This window comes from Pseudomonas aestiva, from assembly GCF_039908605.1.
Taxonomy (GTDB): Bacteria; Pseudomonadota; Gammaproteobacteria; order Pseudomonadales; family Pseudomonadaceae; genus Chryseomonas; species Chryseomonas aestiva.
Window position 1 is genome coordinate 1,377,043 of sequence record NZ_CP150916.1, and the last position, 23,398, is coordinate 1,400,440.

Genomic DNA, 23,398 nt, shown 5'->3' on the forward strand with positions numbered 1-23,398 from the left:
GCGCTCACTCACGCAGAAACGCGGGGAAAGGTTTCGTCCTTGCGCAGGGTCAGGATCTCGTAACCCTCTTCGGTGACCAGCACCGTGTGTTCCCACTGCGCGGACAACTTGCGGTCCTTGGTGATGGCGGTCCAGCCATCGCCCAGCAGGCGGGTCTCGTAGCGGCCCTGGTTGATCATCGGCTCGATGGTGAAGATCATCCCGGCCTGCAGTTCGAGGCCCGTGCCGGCACGGCCGTAGTGCACCACCTGCGGCTCCTCGTGGAAGCCCTTGCCGATCCCGTGGCCGCAGTATTCGCGAACCACCGAGAAGCCGTTCTTCTCGGCGTGCTTCTGGATCACTTCGCCGATATCGCCCAGCCGCGCGCCGGGGCGCACCAGGTCGATGCCCTTGTAGAGGCATTCCTGGGTGACCTGGCAGAGCCGGTCGGCCCACTCGGGCACGTCGCCCACCAGGTACATCTTGCTGGTGTCGCCGTGGTAGCCATCTTTGATGACGGTGATGTCCACGTTCATGATGTCGCCGCTCTTGAGCGGCTTGTCATTGGGAATGCCGTGGCAGACCACGTGGTTCAGCGAGGTGCAGATGGATTTCGGATAGCCCTTGTAGTTCAGCGGGGCGGGGATGGCCTGCTGCACGTTGACGATGTAGTCGTGGGCCAGCCGATCCAGTTCTTCGGTGGTGATGCCGGGACGCACGTGTTCGTCCAGCATTTCGAGCACTTCGGCGGCCAACTGGCCGGCGATGCGCATCTTGGCGATGTCTTCAGGGGTCTTGAGGATGACGGTCATCGGAAATCTCTAGGTATCACGCCGGGTGTCAGCTTTCGATCCGCTATTCTATCAGAGCCGGCGCCCGCGCTGTGGCTGCCGGCGGTACCCCGGACCTCCGGCATGCGGCAATCGCCGCTGGTGGTATCCGGCAGGGCGTGATATAAAGTCGCGCGCTTTTTCGGGGCTATGCCCTTCAGCGCTCCTAACCCCACACACGCATCGACACGATGACCTGGGTGCTTCCCGATGGGAAGTTGGTCATTGGGATGCGTGGAGGCCCAACCCGACTACGAGGAACATCTAAATGTCTCAAGTCTCCATGCGTGACATGCTGAAAGCCGGCGTGCATTTCGGCCACCAAACCCGTTACTGGAACCCGAAGATGGGCAAGTACATCTTCGGCGCACGTAACAAGATCCACATCATCAACCTCGAAAAGACCCTGCCGATGTTCAACGAGGCCCTGACCTTCGTTGAGCGCCTGGCGTCCGGCAAGAACAAGATCCTGTTCGTCGGCACCAAGCGCGCCGCCGGCAAGATCGTTCGCGAAGAAGCCGCGCGTTGCGGTCAGCCCTTCGTTGATCATCGCTGGTTGGGCGGCATGCTGACCAACTACAAGACCATCCGTGCCTCGATCAAGCGTCTGCGTGATCTGGAAGTCCAGTCCCAGGACGGTACTTTCGACAAGCTGACCAAGAAAGAAGCCCTGATGCGTACCCGCGACCTCGAAAAGCTCGAGCGCAGCCTGGGCGGTATCAAGGACATGGGCGGTCTGCCGGATGCCCTGTTCGTGGTCGACGTTGACCACGAGCGCATCGCCATCACCGAAGCCAACAAGCTGGGCATCCCGGTCATCGGCGTCGTCGATACCAACAGCAGCCCGGAAGGTGTTGACTACATCATCCCCGGCAACGATGACGCCTTCCGCGCCGTTACTCTGTACCTGAGCAGCGTTGCCGATGCCGTGATCCGTGGCGGCAGCAATGGCGGTGCCAACGAGCAATTCGTCGAAGAACCCGCTGCCGAAGCCGTCGAGGGCTGAGCATTTCGACCCTAGGGTCGAGCGGTTCGACGTGCGAGAAGGGGGCCTAGCCCCCTTTTTGCCTACTGGCGTTTCATTGGCTCCGCCTGCGTGCGGAGTGACCTCGAAACCGATTCAAGAGGATTTCAAACATGGCAGAAATCACTGCAGCCCTGGTCAAAGAACTGCGCGAGCGCACCGGCCAAGGCATGATGGATTGCAAGAAGGCCCTGACCGCTGCCGGTGGCGACATCGAGAAAGCCATCGACGACATGCGTGCCGCTGGCGCCATCAAGGCTGCCAAGAAAGCCGGTAACGTGGCTGCCGAAGGTTCCATCGCGGTCAAGGTCGCTGACGACCACAGGGCTGCCGTCATCATCGAAGTCAATTCCCAGACCGATTTCCTGGCTCTGCAGGACGACTTCAAGGGCTTCGTCGCCGCCAGCCTGGACAAGGCCTTCGCCGAGAAGATGAGCGATGCCGCTCCGCTGATCGCCGCTCAGGAAAGCGCCCGTGAAGCGCTGGTCGCCAAGTGCGGCGAGAACGTCAACATCCGTCGCCTGACCCGTGTCGAAGGCGATGTCGTTGGCGCCTACCTCCATGGTCACCGCATCGGTGTGGTCGTTACCCTGCAGGGTGGCACCGCCGAACTGGCCAAGGAAATCGCCATGCACGTCGCGGCGAGCAATCCTCAGTTCCTGAATCCCTCCCAGGTTTCCGAAGAAGCTGTCGCCAAGGAAAAGGAAATTTTCCTGGCGCTGAATGCCGACAAGATCGCCGGCAAGCCGGAAAACATCGTGGAGAACATGGTCAAGGGTCGTATAAACAAGTTCCTGGCCGAAGCCAGCCTGGTTGAGCAGCCTTTCATCAAGGATCCGGAAGTCAAGGTCGGTGAGCTGGCCAAGAAGGCCGGCGCCGAAATCGTTTCCTTCGTGCGTTACGAAGTAGGCGAAGGCATCGAGAAGGCTGAAGTCGACTTCGCTGCCGAAGTCGCTGCCCAGCTGGCTGCCAGCAAGCAGTAAGACCGGCATCCGCCGTTGATCAGGAGGCCGCCCGCTTCGAGCGCGCGGCCTCTTTGTCAAATTGGAAGGCAGGTCTGATTTCTGGTCTTCCAAGGAGTTTTTTGCCGATTCGAGTGAACGCAACTGCGGTTGCGCTTTCCTATCGCAGGATCAAAATCCCCCGCACATGTTCATCGCCACAGGAGAGAGTGAATGGCACAGCAGATGAGTGGTCGCCAACCCCGTTACAAGCGTATTCTGCTGAAGCTCAGTGGCGAAGCCCTGATGGGAAGTGAAGACTTCGGGATCGATCCGAAGGTGCTGGATCGCATGTCGCTGGAGATCGGCCAACTGGTGGGCATCGGTGTCCAGGTCGGTCTGGTGATTGGCGGTGGCAACCTGTTCCGCGGTGCGGCGCTGTCCGCCGTGGGTATGGACCGGGTGACCGGCGACCACATGGGCATGCTGGCTACCGTGATGAACGCCCTGGCCATGCGCGACGCCTTGGAGCGTTCCAACATTCCTGCCACGGTGATGTCCGCCATTTCCATGGTCGGCGTGACCGACCAGTACGACCGCCGCAAGGCCCTGCGTCAGTTGAAGGATGGCGAAGTCGTCATCTTCTCCGCCGGTACCGGCAATCCGTTCTTTACCACCGATTCCGCCGCCTGCCTGCGGGCCATCGAGGTCGAAGCCGATCTGGTGCTCAAGGCCACGAAGGTGGATGGTGTATACACGGCAGATCCCTTCAAGGATCCCAACGCCGAAAAATTCGAGCGTCTGACCTACGACGAGGTGCTCGACCGCAAGCTGGGTGTCATGGATCTCACGGCCATCTGTCTCTGCCGTGATCACAACATGCCCTTGCGGGTTTTCAACATGAACAAGCCCGGCGCCCTGCTCAATATCGTGGTGGGCGGAGGTGAGGGCACCCTGATCGAGGAGGGAGCAGCATGATCAACGAGATCAAGAAGGATGCGCAGACGCGCATGACCAAGACCCTGGAAGCCCTGGGCCACGCCTTTGCCAAGATCCGTACCGGACGCGCTCATCCGAGCATTCTGGATAGCGTCATGGTGTCCTACTACGGCAGCGATACCCCGCTGCGTCAGGTGGCCAACGTCACCGTCGAGGATTCGCGGACCCTGGCCCTGAGCGTGTTCGACAAGAGCATGATCCAGGCGGTCGAGAAGGCCATCATGACCTCCGACCTGGGCCTCAACCCGGCCACCGCCGGTACCACCATTCGCGTGCCGATGCCGGCGCTGACCGAAGAGACCCGCAAGGGCTTCACCAAGCAGGCGCGCTCCGAGGCCGAGCAGGCGCGCGTTTCCGTGCGCAACATCCGCCGCGATGCCCTGGCTCAGCTCAAGGATCTGCTCAAGGAAAAGGAAATCAGTGAAGACGAGGATCGTCGCGCTCAGGATGAAGTCCAGAAGCTGACTGATAAATTCGTCGCCGAGGTGGACAAGGCTCTGGAGGCCAAGGAAGCCGACTTGATGGCTGTTTGACAACGGTTGGGATGTAACATGGGCATGAGCAAGCCAGGCAAGGTGGTGCCGCGTCACGTGGCGATCATCATGGATGGGAACAATCGCTGGGCGCGCCGACGGTTGCTGCCGGGCGTCGCCGGTCACAAGGCCGGAGTGGACGCCGTGCGCGCGGTCATCGAGGTGTGTGGCGATGCGGGCGTCGAGGTGCTGACGCTGTTCGCCTTCTCCAGCGAGAACTGGCGGCGTCCGGCCGACGAGGTCGGCGCTCTGATGGAGCTCTTCCTTTCCGCCCTGCGGCGGGAGGCCAAGAAGCTGCACCAGAACGGCATCCGGCTGCGCATCATCGGCGATCGCTCGCTGTTCCATCCGGAACTGCAGGCAGCCATGGCGGAAGTCGAGGCACTCACTGCCCATCACACCCGGTTCGTGCTGCAGATTGCCGCGAACTACGGGGGGCAGTGGGACATCACCCAGGCCGCCCAGCAGCTGGCGCTGCAGGTTCAGCAGGGCACGCTGCAGCCGGGTGAGATCACTTCCGAGCTGTTGCAAGGCCGTCTGGCGACGGCCGACCTGCCACTGCCTGATCTGTGCATCCGCACCGGCGGCGAGCGGCGGGTGAGCAACTTCCTGCTCTGGCAGATCGCCTATGCCGAGCTGTATTTCTCCGACCTGTTCTGGCCGGACTTCAAGCACGAGGCCATGCGTGCCGCGCTGGCCGACTTCGCCACCCGCCAGCGGCGGTTCGGTCGGACCTGCGAACAGGTGGAAGCGGAGCTACGCGCCTAATGTTGAAGCAGCGAGTTATCACGGCGATGGTGCTCCTGCCCATCGCCCTGGCCGGATTTTTCTGGCTGGAAGGGGCGACCTTCGCCCTGTTCATCGGTGCGGTCGTGGTCCTGGGTGCCTGGGAGTGGGCGCGCCTGGCGGGGCTGGAAACCCGGCCGCTGCGTTGCGCCTATGCCGCCGTGATCGCGCTGGCGCTGCTGCTCTGCTGGTGGTTGCCCGGCGGTGCTCATGGTCTGCTGTTCATCAGTCTGGCCTGGTGGCTCTATGCGACCGTGCTGGTGCTTACCTATCCCGACAGCGCCCGGGCCTGGCAGGCTTCCTGGCGGCGTCTGCTGATCGGTCTGGTGGTGCTGGTTCCGGCCTGGCAGGGGCTGATGCTGCTCAAGGCGGCACCGGGTGGCAATCTGCTGATTCTCGAAGTGATGATGCTGGTGTGGCTGGCCGACATCTTCGCCTATTTCTCCGGGCGGGCCTTCGGCAAGCGCAAGCTGGCGCCGGCCGTGAGTCCGGGCAAAAGCTGGGAAGGCCTCTACGGCGGCCTGGCCGCCGCGCTGGTGGCGACCCTGGTGCTCGGCCTGGTGCGTGGCTGGGGGCTGGGTGATCTCTTGCAGGCGCTCATCGGCGCCGCCTGCGTGGTGCTGATCTCCGTGGTCGGCGATCTCACCGAGAGCATGTTCAAGCGCCAGGCCGGACTCAAGGACAGCAGTCAGCTGCTGCCCGGACACGGTGGCGTGCTGGATCGCATCGACAGCCTCACGGCTGCCGTTCCGTTGTTTGCCCTGCTGCTCTGGTGGGCTGGCTGGGGTGTTCAGTGAGTCTCCAGCAGCTTTGCGTGCTGGGTGCGACCGGCTCCATCGGCGCCAGCACCCTGGATGTCGTGGCCCGGTATCCCGATCGCTATCGAATCTTCGCCCTCAGCGGACATCGTCGGCTGAAGGAGCTGGCTGACCTTTGCCGGCGTTTCCAGCCGATCTATGCGGCCGTGCCTGACCAGGCCTCCGCCGAGCAGTTGGCTGGCCTGCTGCAGGATGTCGAGCAGCGCCCCGAGATCCTGGTGGGGGAGGGTGGCCTGGAGGCTATCGCGGCTCATCCGGAGGTCGATACCGTCATGGCGGCGATCGTCGGCGCAGCGGGTCTGAAGCCGACGTTGGCTGCGGTCAAGGCCGGCAAGCGCGTGCTGCTGGCCAACAAGGAAGCCCTGGTCATGAGCGGCGCGCTCTTCATCGAGGCGGTGCAGGCCAGTGGCGCGACCCTGCTGCCCATCGACAGCGAGCACAATGCGATTTTCCAGTGCCTGGCCGATCCGGCGACGCCGGGGTTGGCCCGTAAGGGTGTGCGCCGAATCTTGCTCACGGCCTCGGGCGGTCCGTTCCGTGAGACACCGGCCGAAGAGCTGATCGGCGTGACACCGGACCAGGCCTGTGCCCATCCCAAGTGGTCGATGGGGCGCAAGATTTCGGTGGATTCCGCGACCCTGATGAACAAGGGACTGGAGCTGATCGAGGCCTGCTGGCTGTTCGAGGCGACGCCAGAGCAGGTCGAGGTGGTCATCCATCCGCAGAGCGTGATCCATTCGCTGGTGGACTACGTGGATGGTTCGGTGCTGGCCCAGTTGGGCAATCCCGATATGCGCACCCCGATCGCCCATGCCCTGGCCTGGCCCGAGCGGATCGATTCCGGTGTTTCGGCGCTGGATCTGTTCGAGGTCGGCCGACTCGATTTCGAGCGGCCCGACGAAGAGCGCTTTCCCTGTCTGCGCCTGGCGCGAGAGGCGGCTCAGGCGGGTGGTTGCATGCCGGCGACGCTCAATGCGGCCAACGAGGTCGCCGTCGAAGCCTTTCTCGAAGGCCGGCTGGGCTTCACCGAAATACCCCTGCTGATCGAGTCGGTACTCCAGGGTGTCGAGCCCGGTGCGGCCACTGATCTCGCTGCGGTCTTCGCGGCCGACAGCACCGCTCGGCAGCTGGCTCGTGAGTGGCTGTCGAGACGCTGATCCCGCGCCTCGACACCTGGCCTGCGAGTCCGCAGAATCTGCACACTGAGGTAGCGGAGGCAGCCAATGTCCATCCTTTATACGATTATGGGAACCCTGATCGCCCTGGGCGTCCTGGTGACCATCCACGAGTATGGCCATTTCTGGACGGCGCGCCGTTGCGGCGTCAAGGTCCTGCGCTTTTCCGTAGGCTTCGGCAAGCCGCTGCTGCGCTGGCACGATCGCCGCGGCACCGAATTCGTGGTGGCCGCGATCCCGTTGGGCGGCTATGTGAAGATGCTGGACGAGCGCGAAGCGCCGGTGGCGCCCGAAGAGCAGCATGCGGCCTTCAATCGCAAGACGGTCCGCCAGCGTATCGCCATCGTCGCCGCCGGCCCGATCGCCAACTTCTTGCTCGCCATCCTGTTCTTCTGGTTGCTGGCCATGCTTGGCTCCCAGCAGCCGCGCCCGGTCGTGGGGGCGATCACGCCCGATACCCCGGCTGCCAGCGCAGGCATTCCGGTCGGCGCGGAGTTGACCGCGGTCGATGATGCAGCGGTGGACAGCTGGTCGGCGGTCAATCTGCGTCTGGTCGATCGCCTGGGTGAAAGCGGTCCGTTGCGCCTGAGCTACCGGGTGCCAGGCACCACCGCCGAGCAGAACACCGTCATCCGGCTCGATGCCTGGCTGCGCGGCACGGAAGATCCGGATCCGATCCAGGCTCTGGGCCTGAAGCCCTGGCGGCCGCAGATTCCGGCGATCTTCGCCGAGCTGGATCCGGCCGGTCCGGCGAAAGCCGCCGGCCTGCAGGCGGGAGACCGCCTGATCGCCTTGAACGATACCCCCATCGGCGACTGGCAACAGGCCGTGGACTGGGTGCGGGCGCACCCCGGTCAGCAGGTCAGGCTGGCCTATGAACGCGCGGGCCAGCAGCGGGACCTGACCCTGCGCCTGGGCGCGCGGCGCGTCGACTCCACCGAGACCGGATACCTTGGCGCGGGTGTGGCGCCGGTCAAGTGGCCAGCGGAAATGGTTCGCGAAATCAGCTATGGAGCCGTGGCTGCCGTGGGCGAAGGTATCAGCCGAACCTGGCAGATGAGCGTGCTGACGCTGGTTTCCCTGAAGAAGATGCTCTTGGGAGAGCTGTCGGTAAAAAACTTGAGCGGGCCGATAACCATTGCTAAAGTGGCGGGCGCTTCAGCTCAGTCAGGCCTGGGGGATTTCCTCAATTTTCTGGCGTACCTGAGCATAAGCCTGGGGGTTCTGAATCTGTTGCCTATCCCTGTGCTCGACGGTGGTCATCTGGTCTTCTACTTCGTCGAGTGGATTCGCGGGCGGCCCTTGTCCGAGCGTGTACAGACATGGGGCATGCAGATCGGTATTAGCCTCGTCGTGGGTGTGATGCTGCTGGCCTTGGTCAATGACCTCGGTCGCCTCTGACACTCTGCTGATTGCCGAATCTGCCGCCCAGTGCGGCAGATTCTTTATTTGCCAGTTGGAATAAAAGGGACTCATGAAACGCCTGCTGCTACCTGCGGTAATAGCCGCGCTGATGATCGGCGAGGTACACGCCGAGTCCTTCACCATCTCCGATATCCGCGTCAACGGACTGCAACGAGTATCGTCCGGCAGCGTCTTCGGTGCCCTGCCGCTCAACGTCGGCGAGTCGGTCGACGACAACAAGCTGGCCGAAGCCTCGCGCTCGCTCTTCCGTACCGGATTCTTCCAGGACATCCAGCTGGGTCGTGACGGTAACGTCCTGGTCGTGAACCTGGTCGAGCGTCCCTCCATTTCCAGCATCACCCTGGAAGGCAACAAGGCGATCTCCAGCGACGACCTGATGAAGGGTCTCAAGCAGGCCGGTCTCGCCGAAGGCGAGATCTTCCAGCGTGCGACGCTGGAAGGCGTGCGCAACGAGTTGCTGCGCCAGTACGTCGCCCAGGGCCGTTATTCCGCCAGCATCGATGCCGAAGTGGTCCCTCAGCCCCGTAACCGGGTGCAGCTGAAGATCACCATCAACGAGGGCGAGGTCGCGACCATCTCCCACGTCAACGTGGTGGGCAACACGGTCTTCGCCGAGGACGACCTGACTTCGCTGTTCGAGCTCAAGCCGAGCAACTGGTTGTCGTTCTTCCGTAACGATGACAAGTACTCCCGGGAAAAGTTGTCAGGTGACCTCGAGCGCCTGCGCTCCTATTACCTGGATCGTGGCTACATCAACATGGACATCACCTCGACCCAGGTGTCCATCACGCCCGACAAGAAGCACGTCTACATCACGGTCAACGTGAACGAAGGGCAGAAGTACACCGTTCGTGAAGTCAAGCTGTCCGGCGACCTCAAGGTGCCGGAGGAAGAGCTGCGCAAACTGATGCTGGTCCAGCCGGGCCAGGTCTTCTCGCGCAAGGTCATGACCAGCACCTCGGATCTGATCACTCGCCGACTGGGCAACGAAGGCTATACCTTCGCCAACGTCAACGGCCTGCCCGAGCCCCATGACGACGACCACAGCGTGTCCCTGACCTATGTGGTCGATCCGGGCAAGCGTGCCTACGTCAATCGCATCAACTTCCGCGGCAACACCAAGACCGAGGACGAGGTGCTGCGTCGCGAGATGCGCCAGATGGAAGGCGGTTGGGCTTCCACCTATCTCATCGACCAGTCCAAGACCCGCCTCGAGCGCCTGGGCTACTTCAAGGAAGTCAAGGTCGAGACGCCCCAGGTACCTGGTACCGACGACATGGTCGACGTCAACTACAACGTCGAAGAGCAGCCGTCGGGCTCCATCACCGCCAGCATCGGCTTCGCCCAGAGCGCCGGTCTGATCCTCGGTGGTTCCATCAGCCAGAACAACTTCCTGGGCACCGGCAACCAGGTCAGCATCGGTCTGACCCGTTCCCAGTACCAGAGTCGCTACAACTTCAGCTTCACCGATCCCTACTTCACGCCGGATGGTGTGAGCCTGGGCTACAACATCTTCTATCGCAGCACCGACTACAGCAAACTGTACGACAGCGATGTCTCCTACTACTCGATCAACAGCCTGGGTACCGGTGTCACTCTGGGCTATCCGATCAGCGAGACCTCGCGCTTGACCTATGGTCTGAGCGTGCAGAACGACGAGATCAATCCCGGTACCTACAGCGCCGACGAGATTTACGATTTCGTAGACCGCGAAGGTAAGGATTTCACCAACTTCAAGGCCAGCATCGGCTGGTCGAGCTCGACGCTGAACCGTGGTGTGCTGCCGACCCGTGGTGCCTCTCAGAGCATGACCGGCCAGATCACCATTCCGGGCAGTGACCTGAGCTTCTACAAGCTCGACTATCGCGGCCAGCTGTTTACCCCGCTGACCGACAATACTGCACTGCGCTTCCATACCGAGCTGGGCTATGGCGACAGCTATGGCAGCACCGACGGCCTGCCGTTCTATGAGAACTACTACGCCGGTGGTTTCAACTCGGTACGGGGCTTCGAGGACAGCAGCTTGGGTCCGCGTACTACCCCGCCTAGGGATCCGCCAACATTTAGTGGAAAGGGTCAGGGCTACCGCGATCGTGACAAGTCCGAAGCTTTCGGTGGCAACGTGCTCATCACCGGCGGTGTGGAGTATCTCTTCCCGCTACCCTTCGTGAAGGATCAGAAATCCCTGCGCACCGTGTTGTTCTGGGACGTGGGTAACGTGTTCTCGACGGGCAATTGCTACAAGACGCCCGATGGTCAGGATGGAACCAAGAATTGCGGAGACATCAGCTTCTCCAACATGGCCAGTTCCGTCGGCGTCGGTGTGACCTGGGTTACCGCCCTGGGCCCGCTGAGCTTCAGCCTGGGCGTCCCGGTCAAGAAGCCGAGCAATTCCGATCCACAGGTCTTCCAGTTCTCGCTGGGTCAGACGTTCTGACCCAGGCAACACCTTTGCGCTCTACGCAGGAGTCAACTGTGCACAAGTACACCCGTTACGCTCTGTTCGCTGCCGTTCTCGTTGCCGCTCCGGTTTTCGCCGATACCAAGATCGCTGTCCTGAACTACCAGATGGCCCTGCTGGAATCCGATGCCGCCAAGAAGTACGCGGTGGATTCCGAGAAGAAGTTCGGTCCCCAGCTGAACAAGCTCAAGGGTCTGGAAAGCTCCGCCAAGGATATCCAGGACAAGCTCAACAAGGGCGGTGACAAGATGGCCCAGGCCGATCGCACCCGCCTGGAGAACGACTTCCGCCAGAAGGCCCGTGACTTCCAGTTCCAGTCCAAGGAACTCAACGACGCCAAGGCCGCATCGGATCGCGACATGCTCAAGCTGCTCAAGCCGCGCCTGGACAAGGCCGTGGAAGAGGTGCTGAAGAAGGGTGATTACGATCTGGTGCTCGAGCGTGGCGCCGTGGTTGACGTGAAGCCGCAATACGACATCACGCGCCAGGTCATCGAGCGCATGAACGCGGGTCGTTGATGAGTCATAGCACCTTTACGCTGGGCGAACTGGCGCAGTGGCTGGACAGCCGCCAGTTGACCGTGGAGTTACGCGGTTCGCCCGAGCGCCTGGTCACCGGTCTGGCTACCTTGCCCGAGGCCGGCCCCGACCAGTTGAGTTTTCTCGCCAATCCGCAGTACCGCCGCTACCTGGCCGATACCCAGGCCGGGGCCGTGCTGCTGACGGAAAAGGACGCCGACGGGTTTGCCGGCGATGCCCTGATCCTGGCGAATCCCTATCTGGCCTACGCGCGGCTTTCCCACCTGTTCGATCGCAAGCCGCGCAGTGCGGCGGGCATCCATCCCACGGCGCTGGTCGCGGCGGATGCCCAGGTCGATCCGACTGCGGCCATCGGTCCCTATGTGGTGATCGAAGCACAGGCATGCATTGGCGCAGGCGTCAGCCTCGGCGCTCACTGCGTGGTGGGTGCGCGCAGCGTCATCGGCGCCGACAGCTGGCTGGCACCGCGGGTCACGCTCTATCACGACGTGACCATCGGCGCGCGCGCCGTAGTGCAATCCGGTGCCGTGATCGGCGCCGAAGGCTTCGGCTTCGCCAATGAGCGCGGCCAGTGGCAGAAGATTGCCCAGCTGGGTGGCGTGCTGATCGGCGACGACGTCGAGATCGGTGCCAACACCACCATCGACCGCGGCGCGCTGGCGAACACGGTCATCAGCAATGGCGTCAAGCTCGACAACCAGATCATGATCGCGCACAACGTCCAGGTCGGTGAGCACACCGCCATGGCCGCCTGCGTCGGCATCTCTGGCAGTACCAAGATCGGCAAACACTGCACCATCGCCGGTGGCGTGGGCATGGTCGGTCATATCGAGGTGTGCGACCACGTGTTCGTCACCGGTATGACCATGGTGACTCGCTCGATTACCGAGCCCGGCGCCTATTCCTCCGGTACGGCCATGCAGCCGGCCGGTGAATGGAAGAAGAGTGCCGCGCGGATTCGTCACCTCGACGACATGGCCCGCCGTCTGCAACATCTGGAAAAAATCGTTGCTACCGTGACCTCGCGGGATGACGCTGCTTCTGATGCTTGATTCTGCATCGGATGTTCCCCCTTTCTTAACAGGCCTTCCCCGACCATGATGGACATCAACGAGATCCGTGAATATCTCCCGCATCGCTATCCCTTTTTGTTGGTGGATCGCGTGCTGGAGCTGGATATCGAAGCCAAGCGCATTCGTGCCTACAAGAACGTCAGCATCAACGAACCGTTCTTCACCGGCCATTTTCCCCAGCACCCCATCATGCCGGGCGTGCTGATCGTCGAGGCCATGGCGCAGGCCGCTGGCGTGCTCGGCTTCAAGATGATGAATTCCTCGCCGGCCGATGGCACCCTGTACTACTTCGTCGGATCGGATAAGCTGCGTTTTCGCCAGCCGGTGACGCCGGGTGATCAGCTGATGCTCGACGCTCGCTTCATCAGCACCAAGCGCGGTATCTGGAAATTCGAATGCCACGCCAGTGTGGACGACAAGCCGGTCTGCTCGGCTGAAATCATCTGTGCGGAACGCAAGCTATGACGTTGATCGACCCCAGGGCTATCGTCGACCCCCAGGCACGGCTCGCTGCCGATGTCCAGGTCGGCCCCTGGTCGATCATCGGGCCCGATGTCGAGATTGGCGAGGGGACCGTCGTCGGCCCTCACGTCATCCTCAAGGGGCCGACCGTGATCGGGCGTCACAATCGTATCTTCCAGTTCTCGTCGATCGGCGAGGACACCCCTGACCTCAAGTATCAGGGCGAACCGACCCGGCTGCGGATCGGCGATCACAACACCATTCGCGAAGGGGTCACCATCCATCGCGGTACTGTGCAGGATCGGGAAGAGACGACCATTGGCGATCACAATCTGCTGATGGCCTATGTGCACATCGGGCATGACAGCGTGATCGGTAATAACTGCATCCTAGTCAACAACACGGCCCTTGCCGGGCACGTGCACGTCGATGACTGGGCGATCCTGTCCGGCTATACCCTGGTGCATCAGTTCTGCCGCATCGGCGCCCACAGCTTTTCCGGCATGGGCACGGCCATCGGCAAGGATGTTCCGGCCTATGTCACGGTGTTCGGCAATCCGGCCGAAGCCCGCAGCATGAACTTCGAAGGCATGCGGCGGCGGGGTTTCTCGGCCGAAGCCATCAAGGAATTGCGCCGCGCCTACAAGGTGGTCTACCGCCAGGGCCTGACCGTCGATGACGCCCTGCGCGAGCTGGAGCCGGTGGCTCAGCAGTTTCCCGAGGTGGCGGTGTTCCGCGATTCCATTCTGAGTGCGACGCGTGGCATCACCCGCTGAGTTCGCCCAGCGCCCGCTGCGCGTGGCGCTGGTGGCCGGGGAGGCGTCGGGTGATCTGCTGGGCGCCGGCCTGATGCAGGCGTTGCGCGAGCAACACCCGAATATCTCCTTCATGGGGGTGGGCGGTCCGCGGATGGAAGCCGAGGGCCTGGTGTCCGAATTTCCCATGGAACGCCTGGCGGTCATGGGGCTGGTCGAGGTGCTCGGCCGCCTGCGCGAACTCCTCGGGCGGCGCAAGGCGCTGATCGCTCAGTTGCTCGATGCCCGTCCCGATATCTTCATCGGTATCGACGCCCCGGATTTCGTCCTCGAGATCGAAGCCCAGCTGCATCGCGCGGGCATTCCCGCCGTGCATTACGTCAGTCCCTCGGTCTGGGCCTGGCGGCAGAAGCGCGTATTGAAGATCCGCGATGGCTGCGACCTGATGCTGACCCTGTTCCCCTTCGAGGCGCGCTTCTACGAAGAGCAGCAGGTGCCGGTGCGCTTCGTCGGCCATCCGCTGGCCGATACCATTCCCTTGGACAGCGACCGGCTGGCGGCCCGGCAGGCCCTGGGGCTGCCGCAAGACGGTCAGGTCGTCGCCCTGCTGCCCGGCAGTCGCGGTGGCGAAGTAGGGCGCCTCGGTGCGCTGTTTCTCGACGCCGCCGCTCAGTTGCTGGCCGTGCGACCCGACATGCGCTTCGTGTTGCCCTGTGCCAATGCCGCGCGGCGGGCGCAGGTGGAGCAGCTGCTGGAAGGGCGGCCGCCCTTGCCGCTGCTGCTGACCGATGGCCGTTCCCATGAGGTGCTGGCCGCCTGCGATGGCGTGCTGATCGCCTCGGGCACAGCCACTCTGGAGACGCTGCTGTTCAAGCGACCCATGGTGGTCGCCTATCGAGTGGCGCCCCTGACCTATCTGATTCTCAAGCAGCTGGTGAAGAGTCCCTACATTTCGCTGCCGAACCTGCTGGCCGGGCGCAAGCTGGTGCCCGAGCTGATCCAGCACGAGGCGACGCCGGAACGGCTGGTGGCCGAGCTCCTGCCGTTGCTGGAACAGCCACAGCAGCAGACCGATAGCTTCGCGGCCATCCATCACAGCCTGAGGCGCGATGCCTCGGTAGAGGCGGCCGCTGCCGTGCTGGATCTCCTGCGGTCGCGCAGCTGATGCAGCTGATGCAGCTGGGTCTGGATTTCAACCTGGTCGAGGCACTGGTCGCCGGGGTGGATGAAGTCGGCCGCGGTCCGCTGTGCGGCGCCGTGGTCACGGCCGCGGTGATCCTCGATCCGGGCAAGCCCATCCTCGGGCTGAACGATTCGAAGAAGCTGTCGCTGGCGCGCCGCGAAGCCCTGTTCGACGAGATCCAGGAAAAGGCCCTGGCCTGGTGCGTGGCCCGTGCCGAGGTCGCCGAGATCGACCAGTTGAACATCCTGCACGCTACCATGCTGGCCATGCAGCGCGCGGTGGAAGGCCTGCAGGTGCAGCCGCGGCTGGCCCTGATCGATGGCAATCGTTGTCCCAAGCTGGCGGTGCCCAGTTCGCCGGTGGTGAAGGGCGACAGCCAGGTCCCGGCGATCGCCGCGGCCTCCATCCTGGCCAAGGTGAGTCGCGATCGCGAGATGCAGGTGCTGGATGCCCTCTATCCGGGCTATGGCCTGGCCGGGCACAAGGGCTATCCCACTGCCGAGCACCTGGATGCGCTCAGGCGCCTGGGGCCCACGCCCATCCACCGGCGTTCCTTCGCGCCGGTGCGTGACGCCTGGCACGCCCTCGAGACCAAGGCCTCCACCCAGATCATCGCGACCTACTGACGGCCGTCGCGGCGGTCTGACCCCGGGTCGACAATCCAGTACAATCTCGCGCCTCATGCATCAAGGGGTCTCTGCCATGTCCGCATCCTTCGTCCACCTGCGCCTGCACACGGAATACTCCCTGGTCGACGGGATCGTGCGGGTGAAGGGGCTGGTCAAGGCCGCCGAAGCGGCCGGGATGCCGGCCGTGGCGGTGACCGACCAGGGCAACCTCTGCTCGCTGGTCAAGTTCTACAAGGCCGCCATGGGTGCCGGGATCAAGCCCATCGCCGGCGCCGACATCTGGCTGGCCGGTCGCGATGGCGATGCGCCGCTGAGCCGCATGACCCTGCTGGTCATGAACGCCAAGGGTTATCGCAACCTCACCGAGCTGCTGTCGCGGGGCTTCCAGGAAGGTCAGCAGGATGGCCAGATCGTCATCCAGCGCGACTGGGTGAAGGCCGCCAGCGAAGGCCTGATCGCCCTGTCCGGCTCCAAGGAAGGCGAGATCGGCCTGGCGCTGCTCGAAGGCGACCTGGCCCTGGCCGATCAGCTGTTCGAGGAATGGCAGCAGGTCTTCCAGGATCGCTTCTATCTGGAGGTGCAGCGCACCGAGCGAGTCGGTGACGAGGAGCACCTGCATGCCGCCGTGGCCCTGGCCGATCGCTGCGGGGGCGCCCTGGTGGCGACCAACGACGTGCGCTTTCTCAAGGCCGAGGACTTCGAGGCCCACGAGACCCGCGTCTGCATCGGCGAGGGCCGTCCGCTGGACGATCCCCGTCGCGAACGCAAGTACAGCGACCAGCAGTACCTGAAGTCGGCGGCCGAGATGGCCGAACTGTTCAGCGACCTGCCCGAGGCGCTGGAAAACACCGTCGAGATCGCCAAGCGCTGCAACATCGAGATCCAGCTGGGCAAGTACTTCCTGCCCAATTTCCCGATTCCCAACGGGATGACCATCAACGACTACCTGCGCCATGTGTCCTTCGAGGGCCTGGAAGAGCGCCTGGCCGTGCTCTGGCCGCGGGAGACCACGCCGAATTACGAAGAGAAGCGCCAGGAGTACGTCGACCGACTCAACTTCGAACTCGACATCATCATCCAGATGGGCTTCCCCGGTTACTTCCTCATCGTGATGGACTTCATCAAGTGGGCGAAGAACAACGGCGTGCCGGTCGGCCCCGGCCGGGGCTCGGGTGCCGGCTCCCTGGTCGCCTACGTACTCAAGATCACCGACCTCGATCCGCTGGCCTACGACCTGCTGTTCGAGCGCTTCCTCAACCCCGAACGGATCTCCATGCCCGACTTCGACGTCGACTTCTGCATGGACGGGCGCGACCGGGTGATCGAATACGTGGCCGATCTCTATGGTCGCGAGGCGGTGAGCCAGATCATCACCTTCGGCACCATGGCCGCCAAGGCGGTGGTGCGCGACGTGGCGCGGGTGCAGGGCAAGTCCTATGGCCTGGCCGATCGCCTGTCGAAGATGATCCCCTTCGAAGTGGGCATGACCCTGCAGAAGGCCTTCGAGCAGGAAGAGGTGCTGCGCGACTTCCTGGCGACCGACGAGGACGCCAAGGAAATCTGGGACATGGCCCTCAAGCTCGAGGGCATCACCCGCGGCACCGGCAAGCACGCCGGGGGCGTGGTGATCGCGCCGACCAAGCTGACCGACTTCTCGCCCATCGCCTGCGACGAGGACGGCAACGGCCTGGTGACCCAGTTCGACAAGGACGACGTCGAGCAGGCCGGTCTGGTCAAGTTCGACTTCCTCGGCCTGCGTACCCTGACCATCATCAAGTGGGCGCTGGAGACGATCAACCGCGAGCAAGCCAAGCAGGACCTGGAGCCGATCAACATCGACTTCATCCCGCTGGACGACAAGCCGACCTACGCCCTGCTGCAGAAGGCCGAGACCACCGCCGTCTTCCAGCTGGAATCCCGCGGCATGAAGGAGCTGATCAAGAAGCTCAAGCCGGACTGCCTGGAAGACCTCATCGCCCTGGTGGCGCTGTTCCGCCCCGGTCCGCTGCAGTCGGGCATGGTGGACGACTTCATCAACCGTAAGCACGGCCGCGCCGAGCTGGCCTATCCGCATCCGGACTACCAGTACGACGGCCTGCAGCCGGTGCTGGCGCCCACCTACGGCATCATCCTCTACCAGGAACAGGTGATGCAGATCGCCCAGGTCATGGGCGGCTACACCCTCGGCCAGGCGGACATGCTGCGCCGGGCCATGGGCAAGAAGAAGCCCGAGGAGATGGCCAAGCAGCGCGGTGGCTTCATCGAGGGCTGCGCCAACAACGGCATCGATGGCGAGCTGGCCGGCAACATCTTCGACCTGGTGGAGAAATTCGCCGGTTACGGCTTCAACAAGTCGCACTCGGCCGCCTACGGCCTGGTGTCCTACCAGACCGCCTGGCTGAAGACCCATTACCCGGCGCCCTTCATGGCCGCGGTGCTGTCGGCGGACATGCACAACACCGACAAGGTGGTGATCCTCATCGAGGAATGCCGCCACATGAAGCTGCGCATCGACACGCCGGACGTGAACATCTCCGAGTTCAAGTTCACCGTGAACGAAGGCGGGCGCATCGTCTATGGCCTGGGCGCCATCAAGGGCGTGGGCGAGGGGCCGGTGGAGGCCATCGTCGAGGCGCGTGCCGAAGGGCCCTTCAAGGACCTCTTCGACTTCTGCGCCCGGGTGGATCTCAAGCGCATCAACAAGCGCACCCTGGAAGCCCTGATCCGCTCCGGTGCCCTGGACCGCCTGGGTCCGCACTACCATGACGAGATCAAGGCCTATCAGGCGACCATCGACCAGAATCGCGCCGTGCTGCTGGCCGCCATGGAAGAGGCCATCGCCTCCGCCGAGCAGACCGCCCGCAGCCACAACAGTGGTCACGTGGACCTCTTCGGCGGCGTCTTCGCCGAACCCGAGGCCGACGTCTATGCCAACCACCGGCGTGCCCGCGAGCTCAATCTCAAGGAGCGCCTGCGCGGCGAGAAGGAGACCCTGGGGCTGTACCTGACCGGTCACCCCATCGAGGAATACGAAGGCGAGGTGCGCCGCCTGGCGCGCCAGCGCATCGTCGACCTCAAGCCGTCGCGCGAAACCCAGACCGTGGCCGGGCTGATCGTCAACCTGCGGGTGATGAAGAACAAGCGCGGCGACAAGATGGGCTTCGTCACCCTGGACGATCGCTCCGGGCGCATCGAGGCCTCGCTGTTCGCCGAAGCCTTCAACGCCGCCCAGGCGCTGCTGCAGACCGATGCCCTGGTGATCGTCGAGGGCGAGGTCAGCCAGGACGACTTCTCCGGTGGCCTGCGCCTGCGCGCCAAGCGGGTGCTGGGGCTGGAGGAAGCCCGTACCGCCCTGGCGGAAAGCCTCAGGATCGCCGTGCGCAGCGAGGCGCTGGCCGGCGATCGGCTGCGCTGGCTGGGCGAGTTGTGCGGTCGCCATCGTGGCGCCTGTCCGGTCACCATCGACTACCAGGGGCCCACCGCGCGGGCGCTGCTGCAGTTTGGCGAGAACTACCGGATCGACCCGGCCGATGGCCTGATTCAAACCCTGCGTGACCAGTTCGGCAGGGAGAACGTCTTTCTGAACTATCGTTAAGTCCGAGCGCCTCGTGCGCTCCGTCCCAACCCTCGCCAGCGGCGGGTGCCGGTGACGTGGCAGGAGTCTCGACCTGTCCCGTCCGATCCCTTAAGGTAGGCGCCCCGGCCCCTGGCTCTAGATTGCACTAACGGATGCCCATGAACCCGAACTATCTCGATTTCGAACAGCCTATCGCCGATCTCCAGGCCAAGATCGAAGAACTTCGACTGGTCGGTAACGACAATGCGCTGAACATCAGTGACGAGATCGCCCGGTTGCAGGAGAAGAGTCAGGCGCTCACCAAGAGCATCTTCAGCGACCTGTCCAGCTGGCAGGTGGCCCGTCTGGCCCGGCATCCGCTGCGTCCCTACACCCTCGACTACATCAGCTACCTGTTCAGCGATTTCGAAGAGCTGCACGGTGATCGCCACTTCGCCGACGATCCCGCCATCGTCGGTGGCATCGCCCGCCTGGAAGGCCGTCCGGTGATGATCATCGGTCACCAGAAGGGCCGTGAAGTGCGCGAGAAGGTCCGCCGCAACTTCGGCATGCCACGTCCGGAAGGCTATCGCAAGGCCTGCCGCCTGATGGAAATGGCCGAACGCTTCAAGATGCCGATCCTGACCTTCATCGACACCCCCGGCGCCTACCCGGGCATCGACGCCGAAGAGCGCGGCCAGAGCGAGGCCATCGCCTGGAACCTGCGGGTCATGGCGCGCCTGAAGACCCCCATCATCGCCACCGTGATCGGCGAGGGTGGTTCCGGTGGCGCCCTGGCCATCGGCGTCTGCGACCAGCTGAACATGCTGCAGCACTCCACCTACTCGGTGATCTCGCCGGAAGGCTGCGCCTCCATTCTGTGGAAGACCGCCGAGAAGGCCCCCGATGCCGCCGAGGCCATGGGCATCACCGCCGAGCGGCTGAAAAGCCTGAACATCGTCGACCAGGTGATCGACGAGCCTCTGGGCGGTGCCCATCGCGATCCCCAGACCATGGCCAACAGCCTGCGCAGCGCACTGCTGGAGCAGCTGGATGAACTCAAGGGCTACGACCTGCCGGCGCTGCTGGATCGTCGTTACAAGCGCCTGATGAGCTACGGCATTTCCTGATACCGCGGCCATGAGTCTGCTGGACCGGCTGCACGCCCGCCTGGAGCGGCAGCCGCCTACCCGTCACTGGTGGGTGGGCTTCTCCGGCGGACTCGACTCCACCGTTCTCCTGCACCTCTGCGCGCGATTGCACGCGCGCGGCCTGCTTATCGACCTGCAGGCGGTGCATGTGCACCACGGCCTGCAGGCCGCGGCGGATGCCTGGGTCGCGCATTGCACCCGGATCTGCCAAGGGCTGGCCATTCCGCTCGCTGTCCTGCACGTCCGCACCGATGGCGCCGCCAGTCTCGAACGGGCCGCCCGCGAAGCGCGCTATGCCGCCTTCGCCCGGGTGCTGCCGGAGGATGGCTGCCTGGTGCTGGGCCAGCATCGTGACGATCAGCTGGAGACCCTATTGCAGCGGCTGGTACGTGGCGCGGGTGTGAAGGGCCTCGCCGGCATGCCGGAGACCCGATCGCTGGCGGCCGGTCGCCTCTGGCGCCCGTTGCTGGACGAGCCCCGCGCCGCACTACTGGCCTATGCCGAAGCCGAAGGGCTGGACTGGATCGAAGACCACAGCAATGCCGATACCGGACTGGATCGCAATTACCTGAGACACAAGGTGCTGCCACGGTTGCGCCAGCGCTGGCCAGGGGTCGATCAGGTCATGGCGCGCAGCGCCCGTCACCTGGCCGAAGCCGACGAACTGCTCGGCGAACTGGCCAGTCTGGATCTGCAGCAGGCCCGGCTCGTCGCCCAACCCTTCCCCTGGATTCCCTTGCCCAGTCTGGCCCTGGCGCCCTTGCAGCGCTTGAGCGAGGCCCGCCAGCGCAATGCCCTGCGCGCCTGGCTGGCTGCGCTGACGCGCCAGCCCGACAGCGCCCATTGGGCCGGCTGGCAGGCGGTGCGCGAGGCGGGCACGGCCAGCGATCCCGTCTGGCGCCTCGAAGGCGGCAGTGTGCGCCGTGGGGCCGGGCGGATCTGGTGGGTGCCGGACGCCTGGCAGGTCATGCCCTCTCCCCAGCCGGTCGCCGCTCGGGTCGGCACCCTGGAACTGAGGGGCAATGGCCGCCTGATCTTTACCGGGCAGGCCGTCGAAGCCGGCTGGCGAATCGGCTATCGCCAGGGCGGCGAGCGACTGGTCGTACCCGGTCGCGGCAGTCGCGATCTCAAGCGCCTGCTCAACGAGCGGGAGGTCCCGCCTTTCCTGCGCGGCCGTTTGCCGCTGCTCTGGCGAGGCGACGAACTGCTGGCCGTGGCCAATCTGCCCGGCCTGAGTGCTCTGCCAGGGGGAGGGCGGCTTGAGTGGCAGCCCGCAGACGGCATGGGTGGGTTTGAGCTGGGATGACCTTTAGGCTAGACTACGCTCCCGTCTTATACCGCATTTTCCGCTCGCTCCGAGTGGACGGTGTGCATTGGTCCGGCGCCAGGCCGACCGCTCTCGCTTTCATCGGCGGCTCTCCGCCTCAACGCAGATTCTAGGAATTTTCATGACGCGCTTTATTTTCGTCACGGGCGGTGTTGTTTCTTCTTTGGGGAAAGGCATCGCCTCGGCTTCCCTGGGCGCCATTCTGGAAGCGAGAGGGCTGAAGGTCACCATGCTCAAGCTGGATCCCTACATCAACGTGGATCCCGGCACCATGAGTCCCTTCCAGCACGGCGAGGTGTTCGTCACCCATGACGGCGCCGAGACCGACCTGGACCTGGGTCACTACGAGCGGTTCATCCGCACCACCGTGACCCAGAACAACAACTTCACCACCGGTCGCATCTACATGGACGTGCTGCGCAAGGAGCGCCGCGGCGACTACCTGGGCGCCACCGTGCAGGTGATCCCGCACATCACCGACGAGATCAAGAGACGCATCATCAAGGGCGCCGGCGATGCCGATGTGGCCCTGGTGGAGATCGGCGGTACCGTCGGCGACATCGAGTCGCAGCCCTTCCTCGAAGCCATCCGCCAGTTGCGGGTGGAGATCGGGGCGCGCCGCGCCATGCTGATGCACCTGACCCTGGTGCCCTATATCGCCACCGCCGGCGAGACCAAGACCAAGCCGACCCAGCATTCGGTCAAGGAGCTGCGCTCCATCGGCCTGCAGCCCGATGTGCTGATCTGCCGTTCCGACCACACCGTCGACAGCTCCTCGCGTCGCAAGATCGCGCTCTTCACCAACGTCGAAGAGCGCGCGGTCATCTCCCTGGAAGACGTCGACACCATCTACCGCATTCCCTCCGTGCTGCACGCCCAGGGCCTCGACGAGTTCGTCGTCGAGCGCTTCGGACTGGAGTGCAAGCCGGCCGATCTGTCCGAGTGGGATCGCGTGGTGGACGCCAAGCTCAACCCCGCGCAGGAAGTCACCATCGCCATGGTCGGCAAGTACATGGAACTGCTCGACGCCTACAAGTCGTTGATCGAGGCCATGACCCACGCCGGCATCCAGAGCCGCACGAAGGTCAACCTGCGCTATATCGATTCCGAGCACATCGAGCAGCAGGGCACCCATCTGCTCAAGGGCGTGGACGCCATCCTGGTTCCCGGCGGCTTCGGCCTGCGCGGCGTGGAAGGCAAGATCGCCACCGTGCAATACGCTCGCGAGAACAAGATTCCCTACCTGGGCATCTGCCTGGGCATGCAGGTGGCGGTCATCGAATTCGCCCGTAACGTGCTGGGCTGGAAAGACGCCAACTCCACCGAATTCGACAAGGCCAGCGGGCACCCGGTGGTCGGTCTGATCACCGAGTGGCAGGACGCCACTGGCGCCACCGAGATCCGCACCGAAGGCTCCGATCTGGGTGGCACCATGCGTCTGGGCGCCCAGGAGTGCCAGCTGAGCGAAGGCACCCTGGTGCACGACTGCTACGGCCAGGACGTCATCGTCGAGCGCCATCGTCACCGCTACGAGGTCAACAACAACCTGCTGCCGCAGATCCAGGCCGCCGGCCTGAAGATCTCCGGTCGCTCGGGCGACGGTGCCCTGGTGGAGGTGGTGGAAGCCCCGGACCATCCCTGGTTCGTCGCCTGCCAGTTCCACCCGGAGTTCACCTCCACCCCGCGTGATGGCCATCCGCTGTTCAGCGGCTTCGTCAACGCCGCCCTGCGTTACGCCAAGAAGGATTGAGC

General features: G+C 63.9%; 20 protein-coding genes. 19 read left to right on the forward strand and 1 reads right to left on the reverse strand.

The annotated features are described in order from the left end of the window. Positions 1 to 8: 8 nt before the first annotated feature. Entirely contained in the window at positions 9 to 791 is a 783-nt protein-coding gene (gene map, locus AABM56_RS06345; protein WP_133859822.1) for a type I methionyl aminopeptidase, read from the reverse strand. A gap of 286 nt (positions 792 to 1,077) precedes the next feature. On the opposite strand from map, the gene rpsB reads away from it, so the two are divergent. The 19 genes from rpsB to AABM56_RS06440 all read left to right on the forward strand — a co-directional run bounded on the left by rpsB (position 1,078) and on the right by AABM56_RS06440 (position 23,396). Then, positions 1,078 to 1,815, forward strand: a complete 738-nt coding sequence (gene rpsB, locus AABM56_RS06350) for a 30S ribosomal protein S2 (protein WP_133859821.1) — start codon at positions 1,078 to 1,080, stop codon at positions 1,813 to 1,815. Between the two features lie 131 nt (positions 1,816 to 1,946). Then, positions 1,947 to 2,816 carry a translation elongation factor Ts gene (gene tsf / locus AABM56_RS06355; protein WP_133859820.1) on the forward strand — a complete coding sequence of 290 codons (870 nt, stop codon included), beginning with the start codon at positions 1,947 to 1,949 and terminating at the stop codon, positions 2,814 to 2,816. Between the two features lie 192 nt (positions 2,817 to 3,008). Further along, entirely contained in the window at positions 3,009 to 3,752 is a 744-nt protein-coding gene (gene pyrH, locus AABM56_RS06360; RefSeq protein WP_017639054.1) for a UMP kinase, read from the forward strand. Further along, positions 3,749 to 4,306: a ribosome recycling factor gene (gene frr, locus AABM56_RS06365; protein ID WP_133859819.1), complete on the forward strand. Its 558-nt coding sequence runs from the start codon at positions 3,749 to 3,751 to the stop codon at positions 4,304 to 4,306. Before pyrH ends, frr begins: the two co-directional genes overlap by 4 nt. A gap of 18 nt (positions 4,307 to 4,324) precedes the next feature. Next, a complete protein-coding gene (uppS, locus tag AABM56_RS06370) occupies positions 4,325 to 5,074 on the forward strand; it encodes a polyprenyl diphosphate synthase (protein ID WP_166655864.1) in 750 nt (249 codons plus the stop codon). Continuing rightward, a complete protein-coding gene (locus tag AABM56_RS06375) occupies positions 5,074 to 5,889 on the forward strand; it encodes a phosphatidate cytidylyltransferase (protein ID WP_133859817.1) in 816 nt (271 codons plus the stop codon). The genes uppS and AABM56_RS06375 overlap by 1 nt, the downstream gene beginning before the upstream one ends. Continuing rightward, the gene (ispC, locus tag AABM56_RS06380) at positions 5,886 to 7,067 is read left to right on the forward strand and encodes a 1-deoxy-D-xylulose-5-phosphate reductoisomerase (protein WP_178083872.1); all 1,182 of its coding nucleotides are present in this window, start codon (positions 5,886 to 5,888) and stop codon (positions 7,065 to 7,067) included. Before AABM56_RS06375 ends, ispC begins: the two co-directional genes overlap by 4 nt. Before the next feature lie 66 nt (positions 7,068 to 7,133). Then, the gene (rseP, locus tag AABM56_RS06385; RefSeq protein ID WP_347883915.1) at positions 7,134 to 8,486 is read left to right on the forward strand and encodes a sigma E protease regulator RseP; all 1,353 of its coding nucleotides are present in this window, start codon (positions 7,134 to 7,136) and stop codon (positions 8,484 to 8,486) included. A gap of 73 nt (positions 8,487 to 8,559) precedes the next feature. After that, positions 8,560 to 10,947, forward strand: a complete 2,388-nt coding sequence (gene bamA / locus AABM56_RS06390; RefSeq protein WP_183631055.1) for an outer membrane protein assembly factor BamA — start codon at positions 8,560 to 8,562, stop codon at positions 10,945 to 10,947. A gap of 38 nt (positions 10,948 to 10,985) precedes the next feature. Further along, positions 10,986 to 11,489, forward strand: a complete 504-nt coding sequence (locus AABM56_RS06395; protein ID WP_133859814.1) for an OmpH family outer membrane protein — start codon at positions 10,986 to 10,988, stop codon at positions 11,487 to 11,489. Continuing rightward, positions 11,486 to 12,562, forward strand: a complete 1,077-nt coding sequence (gene lpxD, locus AABM56_RS06400; protein WP_133859813.1) for a UDP-3-O-(3-hydroxymyristoyl)glucosamine N-acyltransferase — start codon at positions 11,486 to 11,488, stop codon at positions 12,560 to 12,562. The genes AABM56_RS06395 and lpxD overlap by 4 nt, the downstream gene beginning before the upstream one ends. A 45-nt stretch (positions 12,563 to 12,607) precedes the next feature. Beyond that, the gene (fabZ, locus tag AABM56_RS06405; protein WP_007159483.1) at positions 12,608 to 13,048 is read left to right on the forward strand and encodes a 3-hydroxyacyl-ACP dehydratase FabZ; all 441 of its coding nucleotides are present in this window, start codon (positions 12,608 to 12,610) and stop codon (positions 13,046 to 13,048) included. Further along, on the forward strand, positions 13,045 to 13,821 hold the full coding sequence (gene lpxA, locus AABM56_RS06410) for an acyl-ACP--UDP-N-acetylglucosamine O-acyltransferase (RefSeq protein ID WP_133859812.1): 777 nt from the start codon (positions 13,045 to 13,047) through the stop codon (positions 13,819 to 13,821). Before fabZ ends, lpxA begins: the two co-directional genes overlap by 4 nt. A gap of 16 nt (positions 13,822 to 13,837) precedes the next feature. Further along, positions 13,838 to 14,965, forward strand: a complete 1,128-nt coding sequence (gene lpxB, locus AABM56_RS06415; protein WP_133859996.1) for a lipid-A-disaccharide synthase — start codon at positions 13,838 to 13,840, stop codon at positions 14,963 to 14,965. An 8-nt stretch (positions 14,966 to 14,973) separates the two neighbouring features. Next, positions 14,974 to 15,609 (forward strand): ribonuclease HII, encoded by a 636-nt coding sequence (rnhB, locus tag AABM56_RS06420; protein WP_133859995.1) that lies wholly within the window; start codon positions 14,974 to 14,976, stop codon positions 15,607 to 15,609. 76 nt (positions 15,610 to 15,685) lie between these two features. Continuing rightward, positions 15,686 to 19,207 carry a DNA polymerase III subunit alpha gene (gene dnaE / locus AABM56_RS06425; RefSeq protein ID WP_133859811.1) on the forward strand — a complete coding sequence of 1,174 codons (3,522 nt, stop codon included), beginning with the start codon at positions 15,686 to 15,688 and terminating at the stop codon, positions 19,205 to 19,207. A 140-nt stretch (positions 19,208 to 19,347) separates the two neighbouring features. Further along, a complete protein-coding gene (locus tag AABM56_RS06430; protein WP_133859810.1) occupies positions 19,348 to 20,298 on the forward strand; it encodes an acetyl-CoA carboxylase carboxyltransferase subunit alpha in 951 nt (316 codons plus the stop codon). Between the two features lie 10 nt (positions 20,299 to 20,308). Further along, a complete protein-coding gene (tilS, locus tag AABM56_RS06435) occupies positions 20,309 to 21,625 on the forward strand; it encodes a tRNA lysidine(34) synthetase TilS (RefSeq protein WP_133859809.1) in 1,317 nt (438 codons plus the stop codon). Between the two features lie 142 nt (positions 21,626 to 21,767). Further along, positions 21,768 to 23,396 (forward strand): CTP synthase, encoded by a 1,629-nt coding sequence (locus AABM56_RS06440; RefSeq protein WP_133859808.1) that lies wholly within the window; start codon positions 21,768 to 21,770, stop codon positions 23,394 to 23,396. Positions 23,397 to 23,398: the final 2 nt, after the last annotated feature.